A 14,491-nucleotide genomic window follows, 5' to 3' on the forward strand; every position below is an offset into this window, starting at 1 on the left:
ACTCACAACACACATGGAATTAACTGAACTTTACACGCACTGGCGTGCAGGGTTTTCTGTAAGATTTATTTTAACCTGGGTATTGGTAATGCTTTTGGTTAGCCACTGCTTTGTTTTGTGCGCACAAGTAAAAAAGCCGACAGTTGATAGCCTACGCAATCATCAATTACAGGAAGTGCAAATATGGTCGGGCGCACAAAGTATCCCCCTCGCTAGTCCTACGCCTGTACAACTGTTAAAGGGCGCAGCTCTTGAGAGGTTAAGCACTTTATCTGTTGCAGACGCGATACGCTACTTTTCAGGCGCTCAACTTAAAGATTATGGCGGTGTAGGCGGCTTAAAAACAGTTGATGTGCGCAGCCTGGGCAGCAGCCAGGTAGCGGTGTTTTATGACGGCATACAATTAGGTAATGCACAAAATGGGCAGGTTGATTTAGGTAAATTTTCATTAGACAACATAGGTGAAATTGAGTTATACAACGCCCAAAAAGGCAGTATCTTTCAGTCGGCAAGGGCACTTGCAGCAGGCAGTGTAATTTATCTTACCGCAAAACGACCTGTTTTTGAAACTGGCAACAACAATCATTATAAAGCAGCCTTTAAAACAGGCTCGCTGGGATTAGTTAATCCTTCGGCACTTTGGCAACATCGTATAAGTAATAAAACATACAGTACTGTTAGTACCGAATGGACGCGCGCAAGTGGCCGATACCCTTTCAGATACACCAATGGCGCTTATGACACCACTGCAACAAGAAATAACGGTGACATCGACGCCTTACGCATAGAGGCAGGATTAAACGGAACATTAAGCGACAGTAGCACATGGACTGTCAAAACCTATTTGTACAATTCCGAACGTGGGTTACCAGGTGCCATTGTAGCCAATAAGTTTAACTATAATCAGCGCGAATGGGACCGCAATTTGTTCATACAATCGGCTTACGAAAAAAAAGGTCCGGTATACAGCTTATTAGCTAATGCTAAGTATTCGAGAGACTACCTGCGATACCTGGATCCTGAGATTGTAACCACAACCGGATTCTCCGATAGCCGTTACCATCAACAGGAACTTTATTTGTCTGTAACCAATCAAATTGTTATCAAAAAGTTTTGGAACACGGCTATCTCGGCAGACTACCTACTTAATACCATGCAATCGAACATTTACAGGTTCACCTACCCTACCCGTAACACTTGGTTAGCAGCAATGGCTACCGAAGTAAAGTGGACCAGATTTATCTTTCAGGCTAACGTACTGGGAACGTTTACCTACGAAAGTACAAAGGCGTTTGAAGCAGCGCCAAACCGGGTAAAATACACACCTGCTGTAATGGCTTCCTGGCAACCTTTCAAAAGCCCGAACTTTAGACTAAGGAGCTTTTACAAAGGATTGTACCGTCTGCCAACCTTCAATGAGTTGTATTACACCTTTGTTGGCAGCACATACTTAAAACCAGAATATTCCCAACAATATGATGCCGGCTTCACTTTTCAGCACAATGGCTCGCAGCGTTTAATAAAACACATACAATTACAAATGGACGTTTACTACAACCGTGTAGCCGACAAAATTGTAGCAGTGCCGGGCCAAAACCTGCGCCGCTGGACCATGGAAAACATTAACCGTGTAAACGTATATGGAATTGAAACCCGCCTGCAAACGGGATGGCAGTTAAAAAGCAGTTTATTTTTGAATGCTGGTATCAATTATACCTATCAAAAAGCACTCGATGCTTCAAGTGGCTCTTTGGTCAACCAACAGATACCTTACACACCGCTACACAGCGGGTCTTTACTGGCTGGTTTGCTTTGGCAACAGCTTAGCTTAAACTACAGTTTTATTTACACCGGCGAGCGCTATAACCAAAGTGCAAATATACCCGCCAACTATGTAGAGCCATGGTACACGCATGATGTAGCAGCAATGTGGCAAACTTCGTTCAAAGGGCATCAAATAAAGGTCGGAATAGACGTTAATAACCTACTAAATCAATACTATGAAGTCATTACAAACTTTCCGATGCCTGGTCGTTACTATCGGTTGAAGTTTAGTTTAAATTATTAAACAAATAAAAATAATGAGATCAACATACAAAACTTATTTTTTGCTTATCCTAATTTTGTTGTCTGCCTGCCGTAAAGATCCAAAACCTGCTCCGGAAGAAACAGAAACGCTTTTTGAACCAGTGCCCTCTAGTTCAGTAAAAGGCGTATACCTGCTCAATGAAGGTAACCTAAACATGAACAAAGCCTCTTTAGATTATGTGGATTATACAACGGGCCGCTACAGACGTAACATCTATAATCAGGCCAACCCTGAAGTAATAAAAGGGCTTGGCGATGTGGGAAACGACATTCTTGTATATGGTTCCAAGCTTTATGTGGCTGTTAATAATTCGAACAAAGTTGAGGTGCTTAACGCAAAAACCGGAAAGCGTATAAAACAAATTGATTTGGTAAACTGCCGGTACCTTACCTTTCATAATAACAAAGTTTACGTTAGCGCCTATTTGGGTAGCGTGGGCGACGCAAACTCACCCAACGGTATAGTGGCTCAAATTGATACGACTACCCTGCTGATTGAGCGGCGGGTAACGGTTGGCCGGCAGCCCGAAGAAATGGCTGTTGCAGGTAACAAGCTTTATGTGGCTAATTCAGGTGGTTATAGTCCGCCTAATTACGAACGTACCATTTCGGTAGTTGATATCGACACGTTTACTGAGGTTAAGCGAATTGATGTTGACATTAACCTGGAACATCTAAAAGCTGATCGCTTTGGCGATTTGTACATTACTTCACGTGGCGATTATCTTACCATTCAACCAAATCTTTACGTAATTGACACGCAAACCGAGCGAATCAAAAAAACGTTCAATTTGCAGACAAGGGTGTTGTTTATAGATAATGACCGAGCGTACGTCATAAGCACCAATGCACAATCCAAGTTCGCCTATAATATCATCAACACACTGGATGAAACGCTGCTTAGCCAGCAATTTATAACTGATGGAACACAAAGCCAAATAAGATTGCCTTACGGCTTGAGCGTTAATCCGGTTACTAAAGATGTACTGCTAACCGATGCTAAAGATTTTATTTCGCCGGGTACGCTTTATTGCTTTGACAGTGCTGGCAAAAAGAAATGGTCGGTAACTACCGGCGATGTACCTGCCCACTTTGCTTTTAATTACTAAAATCCACTATATAAAATGAAAATTGAATTTCTACGCTATTCTAAAAGATTACTATTAGCAATTATTACAACTACCGTTCTTTTTACCTCTTGTAAAAAAGACAAAAACGAGCCTGATAACCTTGAGCCTGTAATCGAAAGTACAGCGGGCGTATATGTACTTTGCGAGGGTACATACGGCAACGGCAATGGTGACATCTCTTTCTATAACTTTAAAACGAATACGGCTGAAAAAAGCTATTACAAAAAAGTAAATGGAAGCAATTTAGGTGAAACACCAAATGATTTGCAACGCTACGGCAGCAAAATGTATTGCGTAGTAAGCGGAACATCATCTCAACCCCAATCATTCGTAGATGTAATGGACGTAAATACCTGCAAGTCGATTAAACGTATACCGTTTAATTCTACAACCGGCGGGTATGAGCCACGCTCAATTGCGTTTTACAAAAACAAGGCATATGTGTCACGCTATGATGGTAAAGTAAGTCGCATTGACACTGCAACGTTAAACGTTGATGCCGAGTTAAATCTCGAAGTTAATTATCTTGAAGGCGTGGCAACAGCCAATGGCAAGTTATACGTAGCCAATTCAGATTACCTATATACCGGAAATGTAAATAAAGTATCTGTGATAGACTTAGCAACTTTTAAAAAAACCAAAGACATCACCGTATCGCTTAACCCGGGTAAAGTGGTTGCTGCACCTAACGGCGATATTTATGTTATCTGTTATGGAAACTATTATACCAAAGTAGCTGGCGCACTCGACAGAATAAGCAGTATTACAGATACCAAAGTTCAAACAACACCTGGCTATGGCTATGGCAGCGCTTTAAGCTTTACAAGTGACAAAGGCATTATTTCAACGGAGACATCTGTTATTAGGCAGTTAGAAGTAGCTACGGGTACCGCCGGCGCCAACTTTATTACCGACGGCACCTCATTCACTTATCTTTACGGTGTAACAATCGATCCGTTCAGCAACATGGTAGTAGCTGGCGATGGCATTAGTTATACCAGCGGTAAAGCCTTCATTTTTGGTAGCAACGGCAAAAAGCTGCATGATTTTGAAACGGGCGTTTATCCTAAAGCATCAGTATTTGTGTATTCGTACAAAAAACAATAATGGTTTTTCTTTCACTACTATGAAAACAACAAAATATAGACTTTATACAAGCGTGTTGCTAGCATTTGCTGGCGGCACACTGTTTTTCAGCTCCTGCAAAAAGGACGAAGAAATTGAGGAACCTGAACAAACTGAGGAGGTGAAAGTTAGGCCCATTACAACTCAAAGCAGCGCCTATGTAACACAGTTGTTCGATTATACCCCTGGTCCGGGCCAGTTTGTGAATACCGCCTTTGGTGATGCGGATGCTGCTAAAACTGTTTTAAACGGTAAACAAGGTTTAGTTAGCTTAGGCTCATACGGGGGTAATATCGTTTTAGGCTTTGATCATACGGTACTTAATCAGAGCGGCAAGGAGGATATTGTTATTTATAATAATGCCTCGGCCAGTTTTGCCGAACCGGGTGTGGTTTGGGTAATGCAAGATGTAAATAGCAACGGCAAGCCCGATGATATCTGGTACGAGTTAAGCGGCAGTGCCCAAAATTCGGCAGGCTATACGCGCAATTATAGTATTACTTATACACGGCCTTCATCGCCCGCCAGTGAAGTGTCTTGGACAGATAACCTGGGCAACTCTGGCTCTGTTAAAACGAATACGTTTTATAAACAAGCGTATTATCCGGTGTGGATTACCGCAAATACTTATACATTAACAGGTACTTTGTTGCCGTCAAGCAATATTAATCATGCCGGGATTATTACCAGTACGCCCTTTACATCTGGGTATGCCGACAACTCGGCCGGATCAGACAAGCTAGATATAGCCAATGCTATAGACGAAAAAGGCAACAAGGTGGCTTTAAACGGTATTGATTTCATTAAAGTACAAACAGGGATACCATATAACTTGGGTTTGTTGGGCGAACTGTCAACCGAAGTTAAAGGCATTGCCGATATCAGTATCGAGAAATAAACATCTTATCCGCATTACTTAACAAACAAGAAAGGCTGCTAATTGCAGCCTTTCTTGTTTGTTAGTGTTTTTAACGCTGTTCAAGTACCGATAAAATATTCCCGGCTGGATCTTTAAACCATGCTATTTTTGGTCCTCCGCCGTGAAATATTCCTTTATCATCGGTTTTAAAGTTGGGCTCATTGTAAGTTTCAAATTTAACGCCTTTTTGTACAAGCTGATCTACAGCTTTCTCAATATCATCAACCGGAAAATTGAGGATGGTAAACGTGGCTGGCAAATGGTTTGCTTTAGCATATATGAGCACGTGCGACCCACCTGCTATATGCAAACTTAATAGGCCTGGCATATCCAGCTCTTCTACTTCTAAACCCAATACTTCACTGTAAAACTGCTTGGCCTTTTGGGAGTCGTCTACAGAAAATCCGCTAAAAGCTTTTGTGTTTTCAAACATGTTCAAGAATTTTATCAGTTAATTTAATATTTGGTATTAGCTCTATCGCCGAATATAAGTTTATCCAAAGAAAAACGCCCGGCACCTGCTGCCAGCAACATTACTGCAATACAAAAAAATATTGATGCCGGCTCATACGAACTGCCACCTTTAAAATTCACAAATGGATCATTAAAAACGAAGGCATGTGTATAAACAGCTACCCCCATTGTTACCAGTAACCCAACACCCGCAAGCCTGGTCAAAAAACCAACAATAAGTGCTATACCGCCTGCAAATTCGGCAATGGCAGCGAGGGCTTGAAATATGGGTGGAATAAACGACTGTGGGCCCATCCAACTCATAGGATGCTGGATTTTTCCCCAGCCATGCAGTATAAACGCATAGCCGCAGACGAGTCTTACTAATAATAACGCCACATCAACAGGTGTGGCAAAATTGTAGGTCGCAAAAAATTTCTTCATAATGATAGGTTATGTAATATTACTTACGCTTAAAATTAATAAAAAAGTTTCATCAGCTGGCTAAACTTCAAAATTACGTTCAGGCATCTGTACCGATAGCCAGTAATGCGCTAATAAACATCCGTTGTTACCAGTTTTGTGCATAGTGGCGCCTGCCAAAGAAATTCAATATGCCGTATTATCGTAACCAACCGGTTTGAGTGCCTTTTTTAATTTAATATTACAACACCCCACTGAAAACAAATTGACTTTTGGGTCCTAATAAAAATATTAATTGCAATCGATTGCAGTAAGAATAAATTATGCGATATTTAACGCCGCAACCAATTATACGCACACCTTTTATGAGACAATACTATAAAGTGTTCCTCGCTCTTCTGCTTTTATGTCATGCACAACTGAAAGCACAGGTACGTTTGCCGCAATTAATAAGTGACGGCATGGTGCTGCAAAGAGATCAGAAAATAAACATTTGGGGCTGGGCTGCACCGCACGAAAAGGTAAGTATTAAGTTTAACAAAAAGATTTACAAAACATCTGCGTCGGCTGTGGGTAAATGGACCACTACCCTGCCGGCGCTAAAAGCAGGCGGCCCATACGACATGCAAATTGATGCGACCAATCATATTTTAATAAAAAACATTTTGTTAGGTGATGTATGGTTTTGTGCAGGCCAATCAAACATGGTTATAAACATGGAACGGGTTAATGAAAAGTACCCGGACGATATTGTTAATGCTGATTACCCTTTGCTCCGGAATTTCTTTATTCCTACCGCATCAGACGTACAGCGTACGCACGATGATTTACCGCCTGGCAAATGGGTAACTGCAAACTCAAAAGACGTGTTATCATTTGGGGCGGTTAGTTACTTTTTCGCCCGGCATCTGTTTAATAAGTACCATGTGCCTATTGGCATTATTAACTCCAGTGTTGGAGGCACCCCCATACAGGCATGGATTAGCGAAAATGGCTTGAAATCTTTAGATCTCTATGCAAAGCGGATAGCCGAGTTAAAAGACACGGCCTACTATAATCGCATTAGTAGGCCGTATGTTAGTGCAGATGCGGGTAAACCTGGTAACAAGCAAACCGACAAAGGTCTTACCGGCGCTAAGCCTTGGTTTGATACTACGTTTGTACCTCAAGGCTGGCATAATTTCTGGCTTCCGGGCTATTGGGCCGATCAGGGTGTGAAGGGTTTAAACGGCATTGTATGGTTCAGAAAGGAAATAAATTTACCGGCTGCTATAGCCGGCAAAGCCGCCAAGCTTTTTATGGGTCGTATTGTAGACGCTGATCATACGTATGTAAATGGTAAACTAGTGGGCAACATCACCTACCAATACCCGCCACGGAGGTATGAAATACCAGCAGGGTTGCTAAAAGCAGGCAAAAACATTATAGTAGTCAGGGTAACCAGTACTTTCGGTAAAGGAGGATTTGTTCCCGATAAACCCTACTATCTAACGGCCGGCGACTTCAAGCTCGACTTAAGGGGCGATTGGCAATATCAGGTAGGCCAGGTTTTTGAAACTGGCGGCACTGGCTTACCCAACTCTTTTTCTGCACAAAGTGAGCCGACCGGCTTGTATAATACTATGGTTGCACCAGCTGTGCCTTACAAAATAAAAGGCGTATTATGGTACCAGGGTGAGGCAAATAGCGGGAAGCCATCCGAATATGCAGCGTTACTACCAGCACTAATTGCAGACTGGCGCACTGTTTGGAATCAGCCGAACCTGCCATTTATTTATGCACAGTTACCTAACTTTATGGAAGTTCAGTATTCACCTTCACAAAGTCAGTGGGCCGAGTTGAGGGAAAGTCAGCTTAAAACTTTGTCGGTACCCAATACGGCCATGGCTGTTGCTATTGATGCTGGTGAATGGAATGATATTCACCCACTTAACAAAAAAGATGTTGGCGAACGCATGGCACTTGCCGCGCAACGCGTAGCCTACGGCAATAAAAATGTAGTAGCATCGGGACCGTTATTGCAATCGGCTACGGTTCAGGGCAAACAGATTGTACTTTCATTCACCGAAACCGGGGGCGGCTTGGTAGCCAAAGGAGGCGGTGAATTGCAACAATTCGCTATTGCAGGTGCAGATAAAAAGTTTGTTTGGGCTAAGGCCGAAATTGAAGGCAATAAGGTAATTGTTTACAATGAAGAAATTAATCAGCCTCTTTATGTCCGTTACGCTTGGGCGGATAATCCCGAAGGGGCAAATTTGTATAACAAGGAAGGCCTGCCTGCATCGCCATTCAGAACCGATAAACCGTAATAAGCTAATGAAAACATTAAGACTCTTATTTGTAACCGCAACGCTCTTAGCGTTTAAAACCATTACGTATGCACAGCAAAGCGTATGGAATAACAAACAATGCGCTGTAGTACTTACCTATGATGATGCTATAGACGCAGACCTTGATAACGTCATACCAGCGCTGGATTCAATGAAATTTAAGGGAACCTTTTACCTAATTGGTTCCTCGCCCGTAATTAACAGCCGTTTAAGCGAATGGAGATTGGCAGCTAAGCATGGGCATGAATTGGGCAATCACGCATTATTTCACCCCTGTGACGGCAGCCTGCCTGGCAGAAGCTTTGTAAAGGCAGATCATGACCTGAGCAAATACACTGTTGCACGTGCCGTAGACGAGATACGCGTAAACAATGTGCTGCTTACAGCTATTGACGGTAAGAGCAAACGCACCTTTGCCTACCCTTGCGGTGACAGGCAGATAGGGAACGTTTATTTTTATGAGCAGTTAAAAAAAGACTTCGTAGGCGCACGTGGTGTAACTGGCGGCATGCCGTCTGCCAAGGATGTGCCATTAGACAACATCAACTGTTACTCAATAAACGGTCACTCCGCCGATTATATGATAGACCTGGTAAAAAAAGCCCAACAAACGCATACCCTCCTCGTGTTTTTATTTCACGGCGTGGGGGGTGGACATAGCATTAATGTTGATGCACAGGCGCACAGCAAATTGCTACACTACCTAAAGGCAAATGAGAAAAATATTTGGATTGCTCCCATGGTTGATGTTGCCGAAAAGATAAGCGCCTATCAAACCGGCGTTTCCAAAGCAATAGGAAAGTAGATTTCCTATTGCTTAATCAGGTTAGTGTACAGGCTTTGTACAACCAGTTTTAGCATTGGGTGCATGTCTTCACCATCAGGTGCATTACAACCATTCGTTATAGCTACAATGCCAAAGTTTTCCTTTGGGTCAAAAAACATTACACTGTATAAACCATAAGCCGAGCCAGTGTGGCCAAACATATTTTTACCCGGTATAACGTCGCTGGTGTGTATCGCAAGCCCATACCCCTGCTTTTTGGCAACTGGTTTTCTTATGGTATTAGCGGACCTTTTAGATATGATTTTGACCCCGTTATATTTGCCGTCGTACATATGCATGGTCATATATTTAGCCAAATCAGTAGCAGATAACTTCATACCACCTGTAGGCGAAAACACGGGTGTTGTGTATCCCAGCTTGTAATTCGCTATCTCTTCCCTTCTGGGCGCATAAGCCAGTGGTGCAGGCGTGTATTTATGAGTAGCCCCATTATATTCGTAAAGCGTCACAAACCTTGCGTTATCAAGCGAGTCGACACAGTAACCGGCATTTAATTTCAAAGGGTTTAAAACGTGGCTTTTTACATACTTGTCAAATCGCTCGCCTGTAAGCCGCTCTAAAACTGCACCCGCCATATTAAAGTTCAGGTTACAATACTGATAGCCCTTCCCTGGCTCATAGCTGTTATAACACTTAGACCAGTTTGGGCTTTTATCCGGATTAATTGCATCCAAATTAAAGTAACCCTCACTGTCATTTATACTCGATGTGTGCGATAAGACCATGCGCAGTGTAATTTTTGTGTCGGGATATTTGGGGTTCCTGATCTTAAAGCCAATTAAGTCACCAAAGTCATCATCCAGGCTTACTTTACCTGCCTCAACCTGTTGCATCAGCGATGTTGATGTAAAAGATTTAGAGATGGATGCAATCCTGAAAATATCTGTATCACTAAGAGGCGTATTATGCTCTACGTCTTTAAAACCAAAAGATTTGGTATAAAATATCTTTCCTTCCTTAACAACCGCCACCGACATACCTATAGCCTCATATCGTTTCATAATGCCCTGCAATTCCTCTTCAACTTTAGATTGTGCTGCACCCTTCATAGCGGTTATCGAAGTCAGGAAAATGAGCAGATACTTAATTTTCGTTTTAAAAATCATTTTACGTTTGTTAATGAACTAAACATAGTAAAAATTAACGTCAGCGCATACTTTTTTCCATTCGCTAGTACATTGCATGGGCAAACAATACTTTATTAAATACCTTTACACTCAATAACAAGGGAAATCAGGTTTTCTCTTTTAGTAAAAATGCGTTATGATCAATTTTTTTGAATTTTACGATATACCAGAGTCATTCCATATTGACAGTGCTGCTTTAAAGAAAAAGTTTTATGCGCTAAGCAAGCAGTACCATCCCGATTTTTACGCAAACGAAGATGATAGTAAACAACAGGAGATACTGGAAATATCTACGATCAACAATAAGGCTTACCAAACATTAAGCGATACCGCTAAGCGGTTAGAATACATCCTAAAGCAGCATGATTTAGTTAACGAGGGTGCCAAACCGCAGTTACCGGCCGACTTCTTAATGGAGATGATGGACCTTAATGAGCGCCTTATGGAGGCCGATGATGCCGAACAACTGGCCTCTATACGTGCAGAAGTGCTGTCTGTTGAAGATGATCTGAACAATCAATTCAAAGAGTTAACAACTGATTATGAAACACTTAATGATACGGCAAAAGAAAGTCGTTTAAACAGCATTGCAGATATTTATTATAGACAAAAATATTTGTTGCGAATTCAGGAGAGTTTGAATACATTTGCATCCCGCTTCTGAAAGGAAGTATGGACAGGCCCAGATGGCGGAATCGGTAGACGCGCTGGTCTCAAACACCTGTGGCCGCAAGGCCGTGCCGGTTCGACCCCGGCTCTGGGTACTATACAACAAAATCCGTTATGAGCAATCATAGCGGATTTTTGTTTTTAAGGTAGTAACGTTGAAAGCAAAGATTGTATTCTGTTAAACTTACAACGGCTTTTCAGGCACAAAAGCCAAGCGTTCGTGCAAAGCGTTAAAAATGTCAAGTTAAGACCAGGTATTTATCAGAACACGACCGTTTTATTTGTAGTCAGTTTTATGTTGCTTAGGAAGCACATCTACATCTTTTTCCTGTTCTTTCTCTTCTACGTGTACTGCAAATTCTGCCGGCTCAATTTTTATGCCTTTAAAGTCAGCGTACGCCCTGGTAAACTCAGCACCAAAATAGAGTATGGCAGCTGTGTAATACACCCACAACAGTATAACAATCAACGATCCTGCTGCACCATAAGTGGAACTGGTGCCCGACTTTTCTATGTAAATACTAATCAGCAGTCGTCCGATCATAAATAAAACAGCTGTAAATAATGCCCCCGGCCAGATATCTTTCCATTGAATCTTTACATCAGGAAGAACTTTAAAAATCACCCCAAAAAGCACAGCTATTACTACAAAGCTGATAGCCCCGTTAATGACGTTAAAAATTACAACGGTGAAGTCGGGTAAAAAGGTTTTTAACCGGTCGCTCACTGCGAGTAATGCACCGTTAATTACAAGCGAAACCATGAGTAGGAAGCCCAAAGTAATAATTAATGACGATGACAAAACCCGATCTTTAATCATCTTTACCCAGCCTTTTTGGGGTTTGGCTTTAACCTGCCATATGATATTAATTGAGTCTTGAATCTCACCAAACACTGAAGTAGCACCGAGGATTAAAGTGATTATGCCAATAACAACCGATATGGTAGATTTACCTGACATCTCAAGATGCTTGATCATGTCTTGAATTTGTTTAGCCGGCTCGTTACCTACCATACCGTTAATCTCTGAAAATACCTTGCCCTGTATGGCATCCTGCCCCATAAAAATACCAATTAACGAAATCAGCAGCAACAACAGCGGCGCTAATGAAAAGATGGTATAGTATGCCAGTGAGGCACTGTACTTCAGTGCGCGGTCAGTCATGAAATTGCCGAAAGCCGCCTTTAATATTTTGCCTCCGTTAATGAAAGCTTTTATAGTGAGGTATTCTTTAATCATCTAACAATTATCAATGTTGCCAGCCATCAACAATATCTGTGCCCTGTTTATCATTGGTTGTTATGCTGCTTGCTACAAATAGTCTTTTTAAAGCACTCTTTAATGTTATCTAAAAAGCTGCTTTATTACCATTAATTAAATACTTTTACCCATAGTAAATTAGGTAAATGTTTTTAAGTACCTTGCCTACTTATCCATAACCATATAATGCAACAAGGAACAGTTAAATTTATTAATGAGACTAAAGGTTTCGGATTTATCACTCCAAATGATGGTGGAAGCGAGATCTTTGTTCACTCAACCGGTCTAATTGACAACATTCGTGAGAGCAGCGTTGTTAGTTTTGACGTAGAGCAAGGCCGTAAAGGTCCTAACGCCGTAAATGTAAAGTTAGCTTAACGAACTATAAAACCGTTACGAAGCATCCTCCTTTGGGAGGGTGCTTTTTTTTTAAATTTCAACTGTCACCAGTTCATCAACCCACTAGAGCAAAACCACAAAATGGAAAAAGAACTTAAAAACGAAGATCTCAAAATAGAATTACGCACGCTCACTAAAGATGATTATCTGGGCTTAAAAGCCTCTATGATGGAAGCTTATTCCGAATGGGAAGGCGCTTCCTTTTGGGGCGAAGCGCATATAACAAAGCTTGTAGAAATATTTCCGGAAGGGCAGATCTGTATACTGGTTAATGGAGCAATAGCCGGATGCGCATTGTCGCTAATAGTAGATTATGACAAGTTTGGAGACAATCATACTTACGGCCAAATTACGGGTAATTATACTTTTTCAACCCACAGCCCAAAAGGAGACGTGTTATACGGAATTGACTTTTTTGTACACCCAGACTTTCGGGGCATGCGAATAGGACGAAGATTATATGACGCCCGGAAAGAAATTTGCGAGCGATATAACCTGCGAGCCATTATTGCGGGTGGCCGTATTCCAAAATATAAAGACTATGCCGATAAACTCACACCCAAGGCATACCTCGAAAAAGTTAAAGGGAAAGAAATACATGACCCTACCCTATCTTTTCAACTGGCCAACGATTTTCACGTCAGGAAAATTTTAAAAGGGTATTTACCAGGCGACACGCAGTCACTTGAATATGCCTCGTTGTTAGAGTGGAACAACATTTACTACAACGAAGAAGCTGCGCATATTAATTCAAAAAAATCGATTATCCGGTTAGGATTAGTACAGTGGCAGATGAGGCCGTTTCCTAACCTGGAGTCGCTATGCGAGCAAATTGAGTTTTTTGTAGATGTGGTTAGTGATTATCAAAGTGATTTTATCCTGTTTCCGGAATTGTTTAATGCACCATTGATGACAGATTACAATCATTTAAGTGGTGCCGAAGCAATGCGCCAGATAGCTAATTTCACTATTCCTTTACGGGATAAGTTTATGGAATACGCCATCAGTTACAACATTAACATTATTACTGGTAGTATGCCATACCTGGAAAACGGCGTTTTGCAGAATGTTGGATATTTATGCCGGCGTGACGGATCATATGAAATGTACCGCAAAATCCACTTAACGCCTGCCGAGCAAAGCGCTTGGGGCATGGTAGGCGGCGATAACATCGCTACTTACGATACCGATTGCGGTAAGATTGGCATCTTAATTTGTTATGATGTAGAATTTCCCGAACTGCCCAGGCTATTAGCCGAGCAAGGCATGCAGATTCTTTTCGTTCCTTTTATGACTGATACACAAAACGGCTACACCCGTGTTAGGAGTTGCGCACAAGCCAGGGCTATAGAGAATGAGTGCTATGTGGCCATTGCAGGCAGCGTAGGTAACTTACCTAAGGTACACAACATGGATATTCAATATGCGCAGTCGGCCGTGTTTACCCCATCAGACTTTTCTTTTCCAAGCAATGGCATTAAGGCAGAGGCAACGCCTAATACCGAAACCACATTGATTGCAGATGTGGATGTAGACCTGCTTAAAGAACTGCATAGTTTTGGTGCAGTAAGAAACCTAAAAGACAGGAGATTGGATATTTATAAGATTGTAAACAAAAGCAAGAAGTAATAAAATATTCTTTAATTGCTGCTTGTACGCAAAAAAGGTGATGCAAAGCTATCCGTATTCAACTGGCAGCTTTGCATCACCTTTTTTGTGT

At 41.7% G+C, this 14,491-nt stretch carries 13 protein-coding genes and 1 tRNA gene; 10 read left to right on the top strand and 4 right to left on the bottom strand.

Translation table 11 applies throughout. The features are described from left to right. Window positions 1-13: 13 nt before the first annotated feature. Genes ABDD94_RS11740 through ABDD94_RS11755 form a run of 4 tightly spaced genes read left to right on the top strand, consistent with a single transcriptional unit; the run spans window position 14 to window position 5,241 of the window. Window positions 14-2,068, top strand: coding sequence for a TonB-dependent receptor (locus tag ABDD94_RS11740; protein WP_345952403.1), 2,055 nt, complete (start codon window positions 14-16; stop codon window positions 2,066-2,068). A gap of 13 nt (window positions 2,069-2,081) precedes the next feature. Next, window positions 2,082-3,197, top strand: coding sequence for a DUF5074 domain-containing protein (locus ABDD94_RS11745; protein ID WP_345952404.1), 1,116 nt, complete (start codon window positions 2,082-2,084; stop codon window positions 3,195-3,197). 15 nt (window positions 3,198-3,212) lie between these two features. Beyond that, window positions 3,213-4,325 carry a DUF5074 domain-containing protein gene (locus ABDD94_RS11750; RefSeq protein ID WP_345952405.1) on the top strand — a complete coding sequence of 371 codons (1,113 nt, stop codon included), beginning with the start codon at window positions 3,213-3,215 and terminating at the stop codon, window positions 4,323-4,325. Between the two features lie 19 nt (window positions 4,326-4,344). Beyond that, window positions 4,345-5,241, top strand: coding sequence for a cell surface protein (locus ABDD94_RS11755; RefSeq protein ID WP_345952406.1), 897 nt, complete (start codon window positions 4,345-4,347; stop codon window positions 5,239-5,241). Between the two features lie 70 nt (window positions 5,242-5,311). On the opposite strand, the gene ABDD94_RS11760 is transcribed toward ABDD94_RS11755, so the two are convergent. Both ABDD94_RS11760 and ABDD94_RS11765 read right to left on the bottom strand, forming a co-directional pair. After that, complete coding sequence (locus tag ABDD94_RS11760; RefSeq protein ID WP_345952407.1) at window positions 5,312-5,695, bottom strand: VOC family protein; 384 nt, start codon at window positions 5,693-5,695, stop codon at window positions 5,312-5,314. Between the two features lie 23 nt (window positions 5,696-5,718). Further along, on the bottom strand, window positions 5,719-6,159 hold the full coding sequence (locus tag ABDD94_RS11765) for a DoxX family protein (RefSeq protein WP_345951898.1): 441 nt from the start codon (window positions 6,157-6,159) through the stop codon (window positions 5,719-5,721). A 344-nt stretch (window positions 6,160-6,503) separates the two neighbouring features. On the opposite strand from ABDD94_RS11765, the gene ABDD94_RS11770 reads away from it, so the two are divergent. Both ABDD94_RS11770 and ABDD94_RS11775 read left to right on the top strand, forming a co-directional pair. Next, window positions 6,504-8,447, top strand: coding sequence for a sialate O-acetylesterase (locus tag ABDD94_RS11770; protein ID WP_345952408.1), 1,944 nt, complete (start codon window positions 6,504-6,506; stop codon window positions 8,445-8,447). A 7-nt stretch (window positions 8,448-8,454) separates the two neighbouring features. Then, window positions 8,455-9,273: a polysaccharide deacetylase family protein gene (locus ABDD94_RS11775; RefSeq protein ID WP_345952409.1), complete on the top strand. Its 819-nt coding sequence runs from the start codon at window positions 8,455-8,457 to the stop codon at window positions 9,271-9,273. A 5-nt stretch (window positions 9,274-9,278) separates the two neighbouring features. On the opposite strand, the gene ABDD94_RS11780 is transcribed toward ABDD94_RS11775, so the two are convergent. After that, a complete protein-coding gene (locus tag ABDD94_RS11780) occupies window positions 9,279-10,421 on the bottom strand; it encodes a serine hydrolase domain-containing protein (protein WP_345952410.1) in 1,143 nt (380 codons plus the stop codon). Window positions 10,422-10,578: 157 nt separating this feature from the next. Here ABDD94_RS11780 and hscB point away from each other — a divergent pair, with 157 nt between their 5' ends. Further along, window positions 10,579-11,106, top strand: coding sequence for a Fe-S protein assembly co-chaperone HscB (hscB, locus tag ABDD94_RS11785; RefSeq protein ID WP_345951894.1), 528 nt, complete (start codon window positions 10,579-10,581; stop codon window positions 11,104-11,106). A 16-nt stretch (window positions 11,107-11,122) separates the two neighbouring features. Further along, window positions 11,123-11,206: transfer RNA gene (locus ABDD94_RS11790), tRNA-Leu, on the top strand. A 182-nt stretch (window positions 11,207-11,388) separates the two neighbouring features. Here ABDD94_RS11790 and ABDD94_RS11795 read toward each other — a convergent pair. Further along, window positions 11,389-12,351, bottom strand: coding sequence for a YihY/virulence factor BrkB family protein (locus ABDD94_RS11795; protein ID WP_345952411.1), 963 nt, complete (start codon window positions 12,349-12,351; stop codon window positions 11,389-11,391). 207 nt (window positions 12,352-12,558) lie between these two features. On the opposite strand from ABDD94_RS11795, the gene ABDD94_RS11800 reads away from it, so the two are divergent. Both ABDD94_RS11800 and ABDD94_RS11805 read left to right on the top strand, forming a co-directional pair. Continuing rightward, window positions 12,559-12,750 carry a cold-shock protein gene (locus ABDD94_RS11800; RefSeq protein WP_345952412.1) on the top strand — a complete coding sequence of 64 codons (192 nt, stop codon included), beginning with the start codon at window positions 12,559-12,561 and terminating at the stop codon, window positions 12,748-12,750. A 102-nt stretch (window positions 12,751-12,852) separates the two neighbouring features. Further along, window positions 12,853-14,400: a bifunctional GNAT family N-acetyltransferase/carbon-nitrogen hydrolase family protein gene (locus ABDD94_RS11805; protein WP_345952413.1), complete on the top strand. Its 1,548-nt coding sequence runs from the start codon at window positions 12,853-12,855 to the stop codon at window positions 14,398-14,400. The last annotated feature ends 91 nt before the right edge of the window (window positions 14,401-14,491 follow it).

Origin of the sequence: Mucilaginibacter sp. PAMB04168, assembly GCF_039634365.2 — a bacterium.
Taxonomy (GTDB): domain Bacteria; phylum Bacteroidota; class Bacteroidia; order Sphingobacteriales; family Sphingobacteriaceae; genus Mucilaginibacter.